Here is a 16,607-nt window from a genome sequence, read left to right as displayed (position 1 = left end):
ATGGCCACAACATCACACCCAGACCCCGAACTCGTCCGCCGCATGTGCGATGTGATCGTGCACCGGGGACCGGACGGCGCGGGCTTCCACAGTGACGAACACGCGGCACTCGGCATGCGCCGACTGGCGATCATCGATGTGGCGACCGGCGACCAGCCCGTCTACAACGAGGACGACCGCGTCGTGGCCGTGTTCAACGGCGAGATCTACAACTTCGCCGAACTCCGCGACATGTTGATCGCCAAGGGGCACCGTCTGCGTACCGCCGGAGACTCCGAATGTCTGGTGCATCTCTACGAAGAGTTCGGCGTAGAGCTCGTTCACCGGCTCAGGGGGATGTTCGCTTTCGCCATCTGGGATCGAGACCGCCAGCGGCTGGTTCTGGCCAGGGACCGGGTGGGCAAGAAACCGCTCTACTGGCGGGCCGACCACTCCTCTATCCGGTTCGCGTCCGAGCTGAAGTCTCTCGCGCAGGACCCCGGCATGGGCCGCGAGATCGATCCCGTCGCCCTGCATCACTATCTGACGTACCAGTACGTCCCCGCGCCGTGGTCCATCTACCAGGGCGTGCACAAGCTCTCTCCCGGACACGTGCTCGTCTGGGAACGCGGCAGGATCACGGTCAACCGCTATTGGCAGCTGGACCGCACCCCACGACCGGTGCTGGACCAGCGGGAGGAGGAGGAACGGCTACGCGAGCTGATCCTGGACGCGACCCGGATCCGCATGGTGAGCGAGCGGCCCATCGGGGCATTCCTGTCCGGAGGCATAGACTCTTCCGCCGTGGTCGCCGCCATGGCGATGCAGAGCACCGAACCGGTCAAGACATTCTGCATCGGCTTCGAGGACAGTCGGTACGACGAACGCCACAAAGCACGGATGGTCGCCGACCGGTACTCCACTGATCACCATGAGCTCGTCGTGACATCGAACCTGCTCGACATACTGCCACGCCTCGCCTGGCACTTCGACGAACCGTTCGCCGACTCCTCGGCGATCCCCAGTTTCCACGTGGCCCAGCTGAGCCGGCAGCATGTCACCGTCGCGCTCAACGGAGACGGCGGCGACGAGTGCTTCGGCGGCTACCGGCGCTACGCGTTGATGAACCAGGCCCGCAGGATTCCGGCGCTGCCCCCGGCCCTGGCTGCGATGCTCACGCGCACCGGCACCCTCGTGAGCGAGCGGAGCGACTCCCGATCTCTGCCCCATCAGCTGGGCCGGCTGATGAGGTTCACCGCGGCGCGTCCGTCACAGCGCTACGCCCGCCTGATGTCCTACTTCACACCGGAGCAGAAATCCACGATCTACAGCGACGCGCTCCGGGACCTACTGACGGGGGTGGACAGCTACCGCCTGCTGGAGGAGGCCTTCCAGGGTTCGTCGGCTGAGACCGATCTCGGCCGTGTCATGGATGTCGACACCCTTACCTACCTTCCGGGCGACCTGTTGGTCAAGGCCGACATCACATCGATGGCCCACTCGCTGGAGGCCCGTTCGCCGTTCCTGGACCACCACATAATGGAGTGGGCGGCCGCCCTTCCCGGCGCACTGCATATCCGCAACGGTCAGACCAAACTCCTGCTCAAACGAGCGGTGGCCCCCTGGCTGCCCGAACAACTGCTGCGCTATCCCAAGCAGGGGTTCGCCGTACCTCTAGCCTCGTGGCTCCGTGGCGAACTGCGAGAACTGGCCTACGACATGCTCACCGACGACACCGCCCGCAACAGGGGCCTGTTCCGGCCGGCGGTGGTCCAGGAGCTGCTCCGGAAGCACATCGACGGTGCCGACCACAGCGTTCGGCTGTGGGCGCTGCTGCAGTTCGAGCTCTGGCACCGAACGCACGCAACCCCGAACGCCGCCCTCATCAGCGGGGCCGGATGCCACGCCTAGCAACTGCGATGCCCCGTACCGCGTACCTGAGCTCCTCCCTCAGCAGGGTGCTCCAGACCGTCGGGAGCCATGCGGTCCAGGTGTTGCTGGGCACGGTGACGGGCGTGCTGATCGCACGCACCCTTCAGCCCGAGGGGCGGGGAACCTACTCGGTCATCGCGACCACGACGCTCATCGCCATCCTGCTGGGGCACCTGTCCGTCGAGAAAGCACAGATCTATCTGTGGACGGACCGGGCACGGCACGGCAGTCTCCTCGCGAACGGCCTGGTAATCGGCCTGCTCTCGGGGACGACCACCGCACTGATCGCGCTGACGCTGATGCGTGTCGGCGCCATGCCGACGACGTCTCCGCTGCTCGGCCTGGCACTGCTCACCGTGCCCTTCGGGGTGGCGGCCACGAATCTCAAAGGCATCGCGCTGCTGCGATCACAGGTGGACATCATCAACCGCGGTACCGTCGCCGCCGCGTCGATCCAGTGCCTCCCCCTTCTGGTCTTGGCGGCCACCGGCCACATCACGGTGACCAGCGTCATCGTGTGCTGGACGATGTCAGTGGTCCTTCCTTTCATCCTTCTCATCCGGGCGCTCCGCCCACGTCCCCTGCTGACGGACGGTCGGCTCGCCTGCCGCCAGCTCGCCGTGGGGAGCCGCTACCACATCGGGCTGGTGGCCTTCTATCTCCTGATGACCGTTGACACCCTGCTGATAAACGCTCTCGACTCCGCCGCCACGGTCGGGATCTACACCGTCGCGGTCACGACGCTCTCCCTTGCCTGCATCCCGGCAGAGGCGATCACCCGGGTCATGCTTCCCCGGCAGGCCTATGGCGACATCCGGCAGGCCGAGCAGGTCACCGTCCGCGCCCTCCGGCTCAACCTGCTTCTCTCCGCAGCCTTCATCGGGATCCTGGCGGCCGTCTCCCCCGTGCTGATCCCGCTGGTCTACGGCCGGCCTTTCGCCGGTAGCGTCATACCGCTGCTGGCACTGGCCCCCGGAATGATCGCGCTTTCGGTGATCCGGCTGGTCGAGCAGCATCTCGTACGGCTCGCCCGGCCGATCTCCATGACTGTCATCGCCGTCGGCGCGCTGACCATGAACGTCCTGCTCAACCTGGTGTTGATTCCTCGCTGGGGCGCGCTGGGCGCCGCCCTCGCGTCCAGCGTCGCCTACATCCTCATGGCCTTGCTCGAAGTCGCATGGTTCACGCGTTCGGCGCACCTCCCGCTACGCGATCTCCTACCTCGCCTGTCCGAGGCGCGTTCGGTACTGGCGCCGCTGACGGACTCCGGCCTGATCGCCCGGTGGCGCCGCCATGACGCCTGATGCCGCGTTCCTTCCAGGGGAGGTCCACGGAGGCGTCTGGGGGCCGGCGGTGGCCGTGATCAGACACCGGTCACGGACGTCACGGGCCCTCAGCCGGGAGGGCCGAATCTCCCCGCAACGCTCATGATGACTTTCTCATGAGCCAGAGGAGAGCAGGTCCATGCGGTAGAACACCCAGCCAAGTGGTATCGAGCCCATGCTCAGAGCTCTGGCGGCCACCGCGTCGAACCCGCGGGAGCGGCGCCACACCGGTTCCTTCTGATGGAAACAGGCCCGCGAGAGGTTCACCGCGGCCTTGACGAAATGAACCGGCCTGAAGCGCAGCCATGCGATGTCCTCCGCGAGGGTGATGCCGTGCTGCATGACGGCCCCAGAGGCGATCTCGGCGAAGGGACGCCGGGTCAGGCGATTCTGCGCGGACATACGGCACACGACGACCTGCTCGTTGACGTGGCGCGTCAGATAATTTCTTCCGATCGCCCGCCAGAGCACGCTTTCGGCGACGTACCCCGTTCTCAGGGGAAAGGGATGCGCGCGGAGGACATCGGTCCTGTACATCCTCGGTTTGTCGCCGGCCGTGGAATACCGATAGAGCGCCTCCTGCCAGCTTGCATCGATCATGTCGCGCGGGAATCTCTCACCGACGACGTGCCCCCGCTCGTCCACACAGAGGCCGGCGACCCCGGCGTACCTCCGGCTGTCCCCGATATCGGACCAATGGTCCAGGAGGCGGCGCAGCCCGCCGGGAACGAGCAGGTCGTCCGAGTCGATCTGAGCGATCAGTTCGCCGCGGGCCATCGAGACCCCGCGATTGAACGCCGAGTGCTTCCCACCGTTCGGCTGCCGTTGAAAGCGGACCGGGAACGAGCTGATCCGGGCCAGTTCCTCCATGACATCTTCGGTGTCATCGGTCGACCCGTCGTCGATGACGACCCATTCCAGGTCCATGTCCTGACGCAACAGGCTCGCGTGGAGTTCCGGGAGATACCCTGCCCGGTTGAACGTGGGAGTGAGAACGGTGACCAGCATCCGGCACACCTCATACCACTGTCGCGAAGACATCAGGCGGTACGACGGCTCCCCCGCGCGATCTATCGTCGCCTGCCCGCCGTCCGGCAAGGACCAGGCCGGGGACCGCACTCACGTCGATCCGGTGCATCATCACCACATGGCTCCCATCTCGGGAAAGGGCGGATCCTGGAAACGGACGGCAGCCGGAGGAGACCGCGTGCGGGCTCTTCGAGCCGGCTCGGTGCCGTGCGATCGAACCATCCGTCCTGAAGCGAATTCGCAGGCTGTCGTATCGCGACCGATGCTACGGCGGACGGCGGGCGCGCAGCCGTGATGATCAGCATGCACCGGCGAAAGGTTCGGCCAACGTTGGTCATGTCGGAGGTATGGTTCCGGCGTTGAAGCACCGGCCGCGTTTCCTCCGGCGACCCGGCCCGGTCGCGCCGTCAGATCACTTTCGAGACACCGCCATCGGCAGGCCGCCCGCATGGAGGAGCGGCCGCGGGCTGCTCCTCGCCCCATGAGCTCCTGCTCCACGCCACTGCGGCGAGCACACTCGTGACCAGGACGATCGGTATGCGTTGCCGGAAGATCAGGCCGATGTTGGCCATGGTGCTGGCGTAGACGATCGTGCCCGGGATGATGAACGACATGAGGATCAGGAGTGTCGCGCGGTCACGGCGCCACAGCCGGCGGCACCCGCGCGCCGCACTGTAAAGAAGGAAATACCAGATAAGGACGTCTATCTTCCCGAGATGCAATATCAGGCCGCCCTCGGTCCAGGGGAACGGGGACAGGAGCGTGTAGAGCACCTTGGAGCCGAGCGCGTTCCACGGGTCGCCGCCGTCTTCGAAGACGACGCCCGACCTCCCGTCCCCGTTGGCACGACGGACGGCCGCCGACTGCCCGTTCTCAAGCTGCTCCTGGGCCACCTCGAGCTGGGCTTCCCAAACGCCCCCGAAAACGAACACGGCGGATACCAGCAGCATCGCGAAGACGAGCATGCGCCGCGGGGAGAACACGCTCTTGAGACCCACCAGGCCAAGGATCAGCGGCACCGCGCACATGAACACCATGTACGGCCGCACGTACCACAGGGCCCACAGCAGCGGGACGAGCATGAGGAGCCTGTGCAGGTCGAATCGTCGTGAAAGCGAAACTCCCAGGCCGATGCTGGTCACCACGAGAAATGCGTTGAAGCCGTCCTTGTATGTATCCGAGGTGTGCAACAGGAACGCGGGCATGAACGCCGTGACGACGAGCACCAGAAACGCCGAGCGCTCGTCGGCACCGACGAGCCGGGCAAGTCTATAGATGACGATGCACAGCGCACAGGCGAGGAGCGCGACGATGGCGGTGCAGGCGAGCGGAGCGAGGCCACCGCACAGGTAGATGACGATCGCGAAGACCTGGCACGGCACAGCGACGGAGGTGAGGGTGTCGATCTCATCGGCCGTGACGAACTGGAAACCCTCCTGCCTCCAGTATTCGACGATTCCAACGGCCCTCCCCTCGTAACCCAGATTGTCGCCGCCGTAGTCGATGACACCGCTCCGCATCACCAGGACGTGGACGACCAGCCGGACGACGAAGGCGGCGAGCAGGACCGGCAGGACCCGGCGCGCCACTGCGGCGTCCAGGTTCGCACGGACAAGAAAGACGAGCACCACTGCGGCGGCGGCAACGATGAGATATTCCACGGGAGGCTACCTTCGATCCGCGTCAGGACGACGTCACAGGGGCCGGCGGTCGGTTTGACCCACCGGCGAGTGACTCTGCGTCGGCGACGCTAGCGCCGAGGGACGGATGTCCTCATGTCCGAAGGATGTCCATGGTCTGGTGATTACCCCCCATTGCCGATTCTTTTCGCCGGCGTATCCCGTCGGTTGAGCCCGCTGTCCGTGAAGCGACGCGGACGGCCGTCACACCGAGCAACGCGGCTCGATAACGCGCAGGTAGGGAGCGATAAAACATTTCACCACCGCCGTGACGGCGTGGACGGAACGGCCCGAATCCCTAGTTAGCTTCTCGACGTGAGCCACGCCTGTCAGCAAGGAGCCTGTGTGAAGCCCGACAGTCGGATTCGTGTCATGGAAATCATTGCCCGGATGAATGTCGGCGGTCCCGCTACCCAGGTAATGGGATTGTCTGAAGGGCTGAACCCGGATGAGTTCGACCACCATCTCTACACCGGTCACGTCGACAACGGCGAGGGAGACCACCTCCGGCTCCGCGACTCGGCGGTGCAGGTTCACCGGGTCGCGGGCCTCGGCCGGCCGCTCAGGCCCACCGACGACTATCGGGCCCTCTTCCATCTGATCAGCGCCATACGTGCGTTCCGCCCGCACATCGTCCACACACGGACGGCCAAGGCGGGTGCGCTCGGCCGTACGGCGTCACGCCTCGCCGGCGTCGGTTCGGCCCGGATCCACGTTTTCCACGGCCATCTCCTGCACGGCTACTTCTCACCGGCCAAACGTCACCTGTACGTACAGGTGGAACGGCTCCTCGCGTCCATGTCGGATCGGCTGGTGACCGTCGGATCTCAGGTCCGCGACGACCTGCTGGCGGCCGGGATCGGCCGGTCGGAGCAGTATGTCGTGATACCACCCGGTGTCCGGCTGGACCGGATTCCCGAGCGCGGGGCGGCTCGTGCCGCTCTGAACCTTCCCCTGGACGTGCCTGTCGTGGCCTTCGTGGGACGGCTCACATCGGTGAAACGGCCGGACCGGTTCGTCGCCACGGCGAACGCCGTCCTGCGGAGCCTGCCCGACTGCCGCTTCGTCATCTGCGGAGGAGGCGATCTCAAGGAGGAGGTGGAGCGGAGCATCCGGCCTGCGGGGGACTCCTTTCGCATGCTCGGGTGGAGAAAAGATGTCGAGACGGTATACGCCGCAGCCGACGTGATCCTGCTGACCTCCGACAACGAGGGCACGCCCCTCACCCTCATCGAGGCCGGGATGGCCGGAACCCCGGCCGTCTCCACGCGAGTCGGAAGCGTCGCCGAGATCGTCCAGGACGGGCGCACCGGCCTGCTGGCCGGAGCCGACGCGGAGGAGCTGGCGCGACACACCGTGAAGCTGCTCTCCGACCCCGCGCTCGCCTGCCGGATGGGCGAGGCGGCCCGCCGATGGGCCGATTCCTCCTTCAACGTGGAGCGCCTCGTCGCGGACACCGAAGCCCTTTATCGAGCACTGTACGCAGAACGCCGCGATCGCCTTGTTACGACAGGAATCATGAGAGGAATGAACAAGTGAGAGTCCTGGTGACCGGTGGAGCGGGGTTCATCGGCGCGAATCTGTGTCGTGCGCTCGCAGCTCGACCCGAAATCAAGAACATCACCGTGCTGGACGACCTGAGCAGCGGAGAGCTCGCCAACCTCGACGGTGTCGGGGTGGACTTCGTGATGGGCAGCATCCTGGACCGGGATCTCCTGGCCGACCTCGTCGCGGACGTCGCCACCGTCATCCACCTCGCCGCCCGCCCGTCGGTGCCCCGCTCGCTCCTCGACCCGCTGGCCTCGCACTCCGTCAACGCTACGGGCACCCTCCACGTGCTCGAGGCGTGCCGCGCGAACAGGCCGCACGTGATCCTCGCCTCCTCCTCCTCGGTGTACGGCGACAGTCCCGAACCCCACAAGCACGAGGACCTGCCCACCAGACCGCTCAGCCCGTACGGGGCCGGCAAGCTCGCGGGCGAGGCCTACGCGATGGCCTATGCGCACAGCTACGGCCTGCCGGTGCTGCCGTTCCGCTTCTTCAACGTCTACGGCCCGCTGCAGACCGCCGGCCACGCCTACGCCGCCGTGATTCCGGCGTTCGTCTCGGCGGCGCTGCGGGGCGAGCCGGTGCCGCTGCACGGTGACGGCCTCCAGTCGCGGGACTTCACCTACGTGGGGTCGGTCACCCGGGTCCTCGCCGACGCGGCCGCGTGTCGGATGACCAGCACGAAGCCGGTGAACCTGGCGTTCGGCACCACGGTCTCCCTCCGGCACCTGATAGACGTCCTCGCCGAGGTCCTCGGCCGGCCGGTCGAGTCGGCTCACCTGCCGCCGAGGGCGGGCGACATCCGGCAGTCCCAGGCCTCTCCCCATTTTCTGCGCGAACTGTTCCCCGGTGTGTGTCCCGTCCCGCTTGAGGACGGGCTCCGCACAACGGTGCGCTGGTTCGAGACGACCCAGGTTCCGGGCATCGAGTCGACGCTTGGCACGTACGCGTGAACCACCGCCTCCTCCCGCCAACAGAGATCTCTCCAAGCACGTGATGAGGGGAACCCGTGAGCACGACACTAAGAACCAACTATCTGATAACGGGTGGCAGTGGATTCATCGGATCGCACCTGTCCGACGCGCTGCTCGCGCGTGGTGACTCCGTCGTCGTCCTGGACAACCTCTCGACGGGGCGGCTGGAGAACCTGCGACCCCACCCGGACCTGCGTTTCGTGCACGGTTCGGTGCTGGACGAACTCATGGTCGACGAGTTGGTCCACCGGTGCGACGTCGTCGTCCACCTGGCGGCCGCGGTCGGCGTCAAGCTGATCGTCGAGCAACCGCTGCGGTCGTTGACGACCAACATCCGGGGTTCGGAGATCGTCATCGAGGCCGCACACCGGTACCGGAAGAAGATCTTGATCACCAGCACGAGCGAGATCTACGGCAAGAACTCCTCCGATGCGCTGCGCGAGGACGCCGATCGCATTCTCGGCAGCCCCGCGGTGGTCCGCTGGGCCTACAGCACCGCCAAGGCCGTCGACGAGATCCTCGCCAACGCCTACCACAGGGAGCGTGGCCTGCCGACGATCGTCGTCCGGTTGTTCAACACCGTGGGCCCGCGGCAGAGCCCGACCTACGGCATGGTGATCCCGAGTCTCGTCCGGCAGGCCCTGTCGGCCACGCCGCTGACGGTCTTCGGCGACGGGACCCAGACCCGCTGCTTCGCGCACGTCGCGGACGTCATCGACGCGCTGCTCCGGCTACTGGACGAGGACGCGGCCGTCGGTGAGACGTTCAACATCGGCTCCTCCGAAGAGGTCAGCATCATGGAGCTGGCGAAACTCATCATCGAGCTCACCGGATCCACCTCCGGGGTCGACCTCATCCCCTACTCCGAGGCCTACGAGCGGGGATTCGAGGACATGACCCGCAGGGTCCCCGACACCACGAAGCTCCACACGCTCACCGGCTGGACCCCGCGACGCACTCTCGACGAGATCCTCACCGAGATCATCAGAGAGTCCTGCGGAGATCCGACGGTGTTCCCCCGGTGAGCGGGACGATCGTCCTCACCGCGGGAGCGGCCTGCCTGCTCAGCGTGACGGCCGCCGTGCCGCTGAGACGCCTGGCGCTGCGATGGGATCTCACCGACCACCCCGGCGGGCACAAGGCCCACACCCGCCCGACCCCGTACCTCGGCGGCATCGCGATCATGGTAGGTACGGTCGTGCCCACCGTGGCCGCGCTCGGCCTCGCCGACCTGCAGATCACCGCGATCCTCCTCGCCGCCACCGCGGTGTGCGTCCTCGGCCTGATCGACGACATCGCCCCCCTGCCCGCGGCCACCAGACTGGCCGTGGAGACCGTGGTGGCGATCGGGGTGGTGCTCTCCGGCGTCCAGGCACCCCTGACCGGGACGTGGCTGGACGGCGCCCTCACCGTGGTGTGGGTCGTCGTGATGACGAACTCCTTCAACCTGCTGGACAACATGGACGGCGCGCTGGGAACCGTCGCCACCGTGACCGCCGGTCTCCTCGCGGCCACGGCCCTGGTACAGGGCCACACCGCGCTCGCGGTATTCCTGTCCGCGCTCGCCTGCGCGTGCCTGGGCTTCCTGCCGCACAACTGGGCGCCCGCGAGAGTGTTCATGGGGGACTCCGGATCGTTGTTCCTCGGATTCACACTGGCCTGTTCGGCGGCCGTCCTGGTCACCGGACGGCCCCCGGACGCGACGATCGCCGGACTGTTCCTGCCGACCTTCGTCGCGACCGTCGACACCTGCGTGGTCTTCCTCTCCCGGATACTGGCGAACCGCTCACCGTTGCAGGGCGGCACCGATCACCTGTCTCACCGGCTACGCCACATCGGCCTGGGAACCCGGGCGGTCTCCGTGACGCTGGGCACGATCACGGCGATCACCGGTGCCCTCTGCCTGACGATGCTCCTGGGCCGGCTGTCACCGCTCATCGCGGTGGTCATCGCGGGCGTGATCGCCGTCGTTCTCATCGGTCTACTGCGCGGCGCGAGCGTCGACTCGCCGGTCCAGCGCCCCAAGGCCCCTCAGAAAATCCGCGAAAGGCGGCGTTGACCCCGTGGATCTGCTCTACTACGTACGACTGGCGCGCAGGAACTGGCTGTTCCTCCTCCTCTCGATGATCCTGGCGGTAGGCGCGGCGCTCGCCATCACGGCGAACACGCCGCCGAAATACGTCGCGACGATCTCCATGCTGGTGTCGGGTTATGACAAGGAGGGCAGTCTCTCCACCGCCTATCAGGCGGGCATGTTGTCGGCCCAGCGGGTGCACTCCTACGCCAGCCTGCTGTCCAGCCGCCGGGTGGTCGGCCAGATCGTCAAGGGCGAGGACATCGGGCGCCTCCAGCAGAACATCACCGCCGAGGCCGTCCCGGGCACCGTGTTCCTGCGTGCCACGGTCACCGACACCGACCCCGCGCGAGCCTCCCAGCTGGCCAACGCCCTGGGGGACCGGTTCGCCGAGTTGATCGACCAGATCGAGCGGCCCACTCCGCGCAGCCGCCCCACCGTCAAGATCACGATAGTGGACCAGGCGGATGTCCCGGAGGAACCCATCAGTCCCAGACCACTGGCCAACCTGGCGGTCGCGGTGCTGACCGCGCTGCTGGCCACCATGACCGCGATCATCCTCCGAGACCGGCTGGACACGACCATCAAGACCTCCCAGGCACTGCAGGAGGCGTCGGGCAACTCGACCCTCGGGGTCATCGGCTACGAGCGGGACGCGCGGCACTACCCCCTGATCCTGCGCGACCGCGGCCGGTCCACCAGATCCGAGGCGTTTCGCGCGCTCCGCACCAATCTGCAGTTCATCGGCGTCGACCGGCAGCCGAAGTCACTCGTGGTCACCAGCTGCCTGCCGGGCGAGGGGAAGTCCTCGACCTCCGCCAACCTCGCGATCACGCTGGCCCAGGCCGGCTGGCGGGTCGTCCTGGTGGACGGCGACCTGCGCCGTCCCAGCATTCCTCGCTATCTCGGCATCGAGGGGGCGATCGGCCTGACGGACGTGCTGATCGACAGGGCACGCCTGGACGAGGTCATCCAGGTCTGGGGCGAGGCCGGTCTGTCCGTCCTGCCGAGCGGCCAGATCCCGCCCAACCCGAGCGAGCTGCTCGGCTCGGGCGGGATGCGTGAGGTACTCGCCCAGCTCACCGCGGCGTACGACATGGTGATCATCGACGCGCCGCCGCTACTGCCCATCACCGACGCGGCGGCGATCGCCGCACTCTGCGACGGCGCGTTGCTCGTCGCCCGGTACGGCAAGACCCGCCGGGAACACATGGCCCGCGCCTCGGAACTGCTGTCGTCGATCAACGTCCGCGTGGTGGGAACCGTTCTGAACTTCGTCCCCTCCGGTAACAACGCCTACCACGGCTACGGGTACGAGTACCAGGCGGAGGTCAAGAAGCCGGTCAAGAAGCCGGTGGGTGTGTGAGCAACCGGAGTGGGACGGCGAGCGATCTCGCGATGCGCCGTCCCACCATCCGATAGACCAGCCGGGATCGCCGGTACGGGTCGGCGATGTCCAGCCGGTCGACCCGGACCAGCCCGCGCATCGCCCGTGTCTCGTCGACCAGTGCGCGGGCCCGTCGTACGGGATCCCGGTGCCGGACGATCTCCTCGGGCGGCACGGCCCGCACCAGCGTGCCGAACTCGGCGATGGTGAAGGTCCGGGTGGCCGCCGCGAGGTGCATGGCCACCGATTCCGCGCGGTGCCCGTGGGTGGCCGTCAGCACGAGGTCCGCGGCGGCCACCAGCTCGGGGCTGAGCGAGCGGGAGCCGAAGCCGGCCGGATCGCCGCCGAGCCGTACCAGGACCCGCCGGGCATGCTCGGTCATCTCCCGCCCCGGTTCGGCGTGGGTGCCCGCGCTGATCACCTGGACCGCCGGGCACGGCCCGAGGGCGGAGCGGGTCAGCCGCTCGGCCATCGGGGAACGGCAGACGTTGCCGGTGCACACGAAGAGGATGCGGAAGCGAACACCGTCCCGTGGCACCCGTACCTCCCGGACATCCCGCCAGCAGCGCTGCCCGCAACCCTCGTGCCCGGCCGGAGCGCTCTCGCCCTTCCCCGGAAGAACCGCGGGGCCCTCGGTTCTCCCGGGGGCCGGTACGGTTCTCCTGGTCCACGGTGAAGCCCTCATAAGCGCGAGGGTAGATCGCCTCCGGCGCGCCTTCGCCGACGGCGCGCTGTTCTTTGCTCTTCTCTGCCGGTCCGGCGAGCGAGGCGGCGCGGCAGTGCACCGGAAGCGTACTCCCCGGCCTCCCGGCCGGGGAGTACGGCGTCAGAGGGGACATCCCCCCGGGTGTTGGATGACGCGGGTTCGCTGGGGACGGACCAGCGGCTGTACCGGAACCAGCGGCGGTTTCCCCGAGGCCGGCTCGGTGAGGTCGAACTCCAGGGAACGCGACTGACCGGGAGCCAGTTCCAGCATGGTCGAGTAAACGGGGTGGAACCGCTCCTTCTCCCTGAGGATCGCCATCCGGGCGCCGTCGAGCCGGGCCTCGGTCACCTGTCCGCCGCGCCCGCCGTACAGCGAGACCCAGAGCAGGTTGGAGCCGGGGAGGTGCTGTCGCCGGAAAAGGTCGAGCCGGCCGGTGACGTAGGAGGGCAGGACCTCCTTTGGCACGTCGTTGGTGAGCCGGATTCGCACGGTCGAGGAGCGCAGGCCGCCCTGGCAGGGGCCCAGTTCGTAGTCCAGGGAGCGATCCAGGTAATAGTCGAGCTTGCCCCCGGCGGAGTTGTTGACCACCAGTCCCGCGAACGGTCCAGGCCGTGACGGCAGCACCCCCCCGATCGGGGCTCGGGCCAGTAGCCGCTGTTCGGCCCCGTGGCGGCTCCAGACCTGGATCCGCCGCTCGCCCACCATGCGGCCCAGGACCGGCAGCAGCGCCATCGGGTCCGAGAAGGCCCTGGGCAGCGCCTCGCTGACGGCGCCGGCCACCCTGATCAGGAACCGTTTTCGCACCGCCGGATCCGGATAGCGGACGTAGGCCAGCCGCTCGGTGAGGTCGACGACGTTTCCCTCGGTCACCTGCTCCCCTCCGGGCAGGGTGACCGGTCCGGTCAGCCTCAGCAGGTAGGCCAGGCCGACCGGGTCCGTGGCGACGGCACCGTCCAGTCGGGTGCGCGACTGCCTTTCCCACAGTCCGGTCCAGATGGCCGCGGCGTAGGGGAAGTGCGGGGAGAGGTTGGAGACGGAGAGCATCCTGGCCGCACCCGGCCCGTAGCGCCGGAGGAAGTCCGGGCCGTGGTCGGCGACGGGGACGGGGCTCGTGACCAGGCCGGTGTCGGCGGACAGCCGCTCGACGGCGATCCTCCCCCTGTCGGCCTTCAGGATGCCGAAGGCTCCCACCAACCCCCCCGTGCCTCGTGCCTCGGCGTTGGTCTGGAAGGCCAGGAAGTAACGGCGGGTACCCTCCTTGCCGAGCATCGGCGGCAGCAGTGCCGCGGTGTCGGCCGCGATCCGGAGGGGGCCGCGCAGCCGGGCGAGCCCGCTCAGCGCGGTGTTCCTGGCCTCGTCGAGGGTGTTCAGGCGGGTGTCGGCCGGAGTGGCCCGCAGGCGTGACTCCACCCGCGCCAGACGGGTGACGGCATCGCTGAGAACCGGTGCCACGGCGTCGAGCGTGGCCAGTTGTCCCTGCATGTCGTTCAGGGCACGGTCGGTGACCGTCATGAACGGCGCGCCCGCCTCCTGTACCCCGGTGAGCACATCGGTCAGCTCGTCGGCGGCCCAGGCAAGGCCACCCACGGTCGTCGCGGCGTCTCCCGCGAAGGGAACATGGGAGATCAACCACCAGTCCGGTCCCCCGGTGAGCCTTCGCGCCTCGGCCGCGTGCAGCCGAGCCTCCGCGAGCGCCCCCGCCGCCGAGGCGGGGGCACCGGCACTCACCAGCGGTTCAAGCCGGGTCAGCGCGGCCGCGGCCGCCGTCAGGTGGTCGCGAACCCGCAGTCCCAGATGGACCGACCAGCCTCCGGCGATCGTCAGGACGACGGCGGAGGCCAGTAGGACAGCCCGGCGAGCCTTCCCTCCTCGTGATCTACTTCGCACTTGCGAGTCGGCGGCGCCGGCTGAACAACAGCACCCCGGTCCCCACTACGAGCAGGCCACCCCCCAGCGCGGCGAACGCCCCAGCGGGTGCTCCCGTGAACGGAAGCTCCTTGCCCGCCCCGCACGTACGTCCTCCACAGCAACCGTCGCCACCGCTGCAGCAGCCGCCACCGCCACAGTCAAAGCCGACGTTCTCCCCCAAGCCATCACCGTGACCGTGACCGACGTTCTCTCCACAACCGTTGTCGGCCACCCGATCGGCCACCGCCTCGGCCTCGGAGGCGACCTTCTCGGCGTTGAAGGCGATCTCCGCGGCCTTGGAGGCGAGCCTCGCGGCCTCGAGGTCGACCGTCCCAGCGAGGGTGACGACGTCCTCCGCCTCGTGGGCGATCCGCTCCGCCTCATCGGCGATGCGCCTCGCCTCGTTCGCGATCCGCCTGGCCTCCTCGGCGATGCCTCCGTCGTCGGCGGTCCCGGCCGCCTCTTGCTGGGTCGCGGAGGCGACCGCGGCGGCGTCGCCGGCGAGCTTCGCCGCGGCGGGGGCGACCCTCAGTGCCGAGAGGTCCCCGTCGCCGCCGGCCCTCCGCAGGTTACCGCCGATGTCGAGGGTGACACCGTTCTCGCCACCGCCCTGCCGCCGGCAGGCGGCGGCGATGGCCGCGGCCTGCCGGGCGATCTCCTCGGCATCGTCGGCGATCTCCTCGGCATCGTCGAGGATGGCCACGGCGACGGAGAGGACATTGATGAACGGCGGGTAGGGGTGCGTGTCCGAGACGATCACCGACGCTGGTGGGCCGGTTCCCGCGGCCGCCGTCCCCAAGGGGCCGATCATCGGACTGCTCCCAGCAGCCGCCATGATAAGGATGGATATTATGCATTTTATAGCCATTTTGGGCTCCCACAGCAATGGTTCCGGCCACAGAACAAGACACCCATCACGCAAGCGACGTGTCCCCGGAGTCTTTTATATTCGCCCGCCCGAAAATTGCTACTTAGACTGCCCCTCACCTTGCCGAACGATCACCGATCGTTCTCCGAATATTGAAACCTCCCCTCTCGGGAGGGTGACCAATGGATACGCCGATTACCACGAAAATTCCTGACACGCAGGACGATTTTCATGCACGCCCTTCTTGCGGCGGACACCCGTGTCCACCGGGCCGGGTCGTCCCTAGCCGGATCGTCCCTAGACTGCGGGTATGCCAACCGCATTGATCACCGGGGCGACGGCCGGCATCGGCGCCGCCTTCGCCCGACGTCTGGCCGCCGACGGATTCTCACTCGTCCTGGTCGCCCGTGACGAGAAACGCCTCACCTCGGTCGCCGAGGAACTGCGCCTGCGCTACGGGGTGAGCAGCGAGGTGCTCGCCGCCGACCTGGTGACCGACGAGGGGCTGGAGGCGGTGGAGCGACGGCTCCGCGAGGGGGTCGACCTGCTGGTCAACAACGCGGGCTTCGGCCTTCAGGGCCGTTTTCTCGACATCCCCGTGGAGGAGGAGGTGCGGATGCTCAAGCTGCACTGCGAGGCGGTGCTGCGGCTGACGCTGGCCGCGCTGCCGGGCATGAGGGAGCGCGACCGGGGTGCGGTGATCAACGTGGCGTCGGTGGCGGCGTTCTTGCCCGGGGGCTCCTACAGCGCCTCCAAGGCGTGGGTGGTCAACTTCAGCGAGTCCACGGCCATGGAGATGGCCGGTAGCCGCGTGCGGGTGATGGCCCTGTGCCCGGGTTTCGTGCACACCGAGTTCCACGAGCGCGCCTCGATAGACAAGTCGGGCATCCCCGGCTTCCTGTGGCTGTCGGCGGACAACGTCGTCCGCGAGGCCATGCGCGATCTGGCCCGCGGTGTGCTGGTGAGCGTCCCCGACCTTCGCTACAAGGCCGTCGTCGGGGTCAGCAGGTTGCTTCCGGCCAACGTGATCGCCCTGGTCTCCCGCCGCCTCGGCCGCCGCTGACCTGACGCCACTGACATGACAACACCGGCCTGACGTAACCGACAGAAAGGGCCCGCGCCACGGGAGGGGGTCGTGGCGCGGGCCCTTTCCGGCCTGCGGGGGTGGTCGACGACGGCCCCTGAGGTCCGCCGGGCC

13 protein-coding genes are annotated in these 16,607 nt (G+C 67.9%); 8 read left to right on the top strand and 5 right to left on the bottom strand.

The annotated features are described in order from the left end of the window. Both asnB and ACFQVD_RS02495 read left to right on the top strand, forming a co-directional pair. Positions 1-1,890 carry an asparagine synthase (glutamine-hydrolyzing) gene (gene asnB, locus ACFQVD_RS02500; RefSeq protein WP_343983140.1) on the top strand — a complete coding sequence of 630 codons (1,890 nt, stop codon included), beginning with the start codon at positions 1-3 and terminating at the stop codon, positions 1,888-1,890. Positions 1,891-1,898: 8 nt separating this feature from the next. Continuing rightward, entirely contained in the window at positions 1,899-3,215 is a 1,317-nt protein-coding gene (locus tag ACFQVD_RS02495; RefSeq protein WP_343983143.1) for an oligosaccharide flippase family protein, read from the top strand. A 135-nt stretch (positions 3,216-3,350) separates the two neighbouring features. On the opposite strand, the gene ACFQVD_RS02490 is transcribed toward ACFQVD_RS02495, so the two are convergent. Then, on the bottom strand, positions 3,351-4,244 hold the full coding sequence (locus ACFQVD_RS02490; protein WP_343983146.1) for a glycosyltransferase family 2 protein: 894 nt from the start codon (positions 4,242-4,244) through the stop codon (positions 3,351-3,353). A 428-nt stretch (positions 4,245-4,672) separates the two neighbouring features. Continuing rightward, the gene (locus tag ACFQVD_RS02485; RefSeq protein ID WP_343983149.1) at positions 4,673-5,926 is read right to left on the bottom strand and encodes a hypothetical protein; all 1,254 of its coding nucleotides are present in this window, start codon (positions 5,924-5,926) and stop codon (positions 4,673-4,675) included. A 390-nt stretch (positions 5,927-6,316) separates the two neighbouring features. On the opposite strand from ACFQVD_RS02485, the gene ACFQVD_RS02480 reads away from it, so the two are divergent. The 5 genes from ACFQVD_RS02480 to ACFQVD_RS02460 are packed head-to-tail and all read left to right on the top strand — an operon-like array spanning position 6,317 to position 11,906. After that, complete coding sequence (locus tag ACFQVD_RS02480) at positions 6,317-7,483, top strand: glycosyltransferase (protein ID WP_386270486.1); 1,167 nt, start codon at positions 6,317-6,319, stop codon at positions 7,481-7,483. Further along, positions 7,480-8,445 carry an NAD-dependent epimerase/dehydratase family protein gene (locus tag ACFQVD_RS02475; RefSeq protein ID WP_343983152.1) on the top strand — a complete coding sequence of 322 codons (966 nt, stop codon included), beginning with the start codon at positions 7,480-7,482 and terminating at the stop codon, positions 8,443-8,445. The genes ACFQVD_RS02480 and ACFQVD_RS02475 overlap by 4 nt, the downstream gene beginning before the upstream one ends. 56 nt (positions 8,446-8,501) lie before the next feature. Then, entirely contained in the window at positions 8,502-9,491 is a 990-nt protein-coding gene (locus ACFQVD_RS02470) for an NAD-dependent epimerase/dehydratase family protein (RefSeq protein ID WP_343983155.1), read from the top strand. Continuing rightward, positions 9,488-10,525 (top strand): glycosyltransferase family 4 protein, encoded by a 1,038-nt coding sequence (locus ACFQVD_RS02465; protein ID WP_343983159.1) that lies wholly within the window; start codon positions 9,488-9,490, stop codon positions 10,523-10,525. Before ACFQVD_RS02470 ends, ACFQVD_RS02465 begins: the two co-directional genes overlap by 4 nt. A gap of 4 nt (positions 10,526-10,529) precedes the next feature. Beyond that, entirely contained in the window at positions 10,530-11,906 is a 1,377-nt protein-coding gene (locus ACFQVD_RS02460; RefSeq protein ID WP_343983162.1) for a polysaccharide biosynthesis tyrosine autokinase, read from the top strand. Here the strand turns inward: ACFQVD_RS02460 and ACFQVD_RS02455 are convergent. The 3 genes from ACFQVD_RS02455 to ACFQVD_RS02445 form a co-directional block, all read right to left on the bottom strand. Next, a complete protein-coding gene (locus ACFQVD_RS02455) occupies positions 11,884-12,465 on the bottom strand; it encodes an arsenate reductase/protein-tyrosine-phosphatase family protein (protein ID WP_343983164.1) in 582 nt (193 codons plus the stop codon). The genes ACFQVD_RS02460 and ACFQVD_RS02455 overlap by 23 nt on opposite strands. 288 nt (positions 12,466-12,753) lie before the next feature. Next, the gene (locus tag ACFQVD_RS02450; protein ID WP_343983167.1) at positions 12,754-14,520 is read right to left on the bottom strand and encodes a DUF4012 domain-containing protein; all 1,767 of its coding nucleotides are present in this window, start codon (positions 14,518-14,520) and stop codon (positions 12,754-12,756) included. Further along, a complete protein-coding gene (locus ACFQVD_RS02445) occupies positions 14,510-15,352 on the bottom strand; it encodes a hypothetical protein (RefSeq protein WP_386270485.1) in 843 nt (280 codons plus the stop codon). Before ACFQVD_RS02445 ends, ACFQVD_RS02450 begins: the two co-directional genes overlap by 11 nt. A 367-nt stretch (positions 15,353-15,719) precedes the next feature. Between ACFQVD_RS02445 and ACFQVD_RS02440 the strand changes: the two genes are divergently transcribed. Continuing rightward, positions 15,720-16,472, top strand: a complete 753-nt coding sequence (locus ACFQVD_RS02440; RefSeq protein ID WP_343983172.1) for an SDR family NAD(P)-dependent oxidoreductase — start codon at positions 15,720-15,722, stop codon at positions 16,470-16,472. The last annotated feature ends 135 nt before the right edge of the window (positions 16,473-16,607 follow it).

The sequence above is a fragment of the Streptosporangium amethystogenes subsp. fukuiense genome, assembly GCF_042665875.1.
Classification (GTDB): domain Bacteria; phylum Actinomycetota; class Actinomycetes; order Streptosporangiales; family Streptosporangiaceae; genus Streptosporangium; species Streptosporangium fukuiense.
The sequence above is the reverse complement of the archived record's forward strand: the minus strand, read 5'-3'. Positions and strand labels throughout refer to the sequence as shown.

Excerpts from the sequence above, each read along its gene's own strand:
- asnB (WP_343983140.1), top strand. The coding sequence starts at position 1 with ATGGCCACAACATCACACCCAGACCCCGAACTCGTCCGCCGCATGTGC.
- ACFQVD_RS02495 (WP_343983143.1), top strand. The coding sequence starts at position 1,899 with ATGCCCCGTACCGCGTACCTGAGCTCCTCCCTCAGCAGGGTGCTCCAG.
- ACFQVD_RS02490 (WP_343983146.1), bottom strand. The coding sequence starts at position 4,244 with ATGCTGGTCACCGTTCTCACTCCCACGTTCAACCGGGCAGGGTATCTC.
- ACFQVD_RS02480 (WP_386270486.1), top strand. The coding sequence starts at position 6,317 with ATGGAAATCATTGCCCGGATGAATGTCGGCGGTCCCGCTACCCAGGTA.
- ACFQVD_RS02445 (WP_386270485.1), bottom strand. The coding sequence starts at position 15,352 with ATGATCGGCCCCTTGGGGACGGCGGCCGCGGGAACCGGCCCACCAGCG.
- ACFQVD_RS02440 (WP_343983172.1), top strand. The coding sequence starts at position 15,720 with ATGCCAACCGCATTGATCACCGGGGCGACGGCCGGCATCGGCGCCGCC.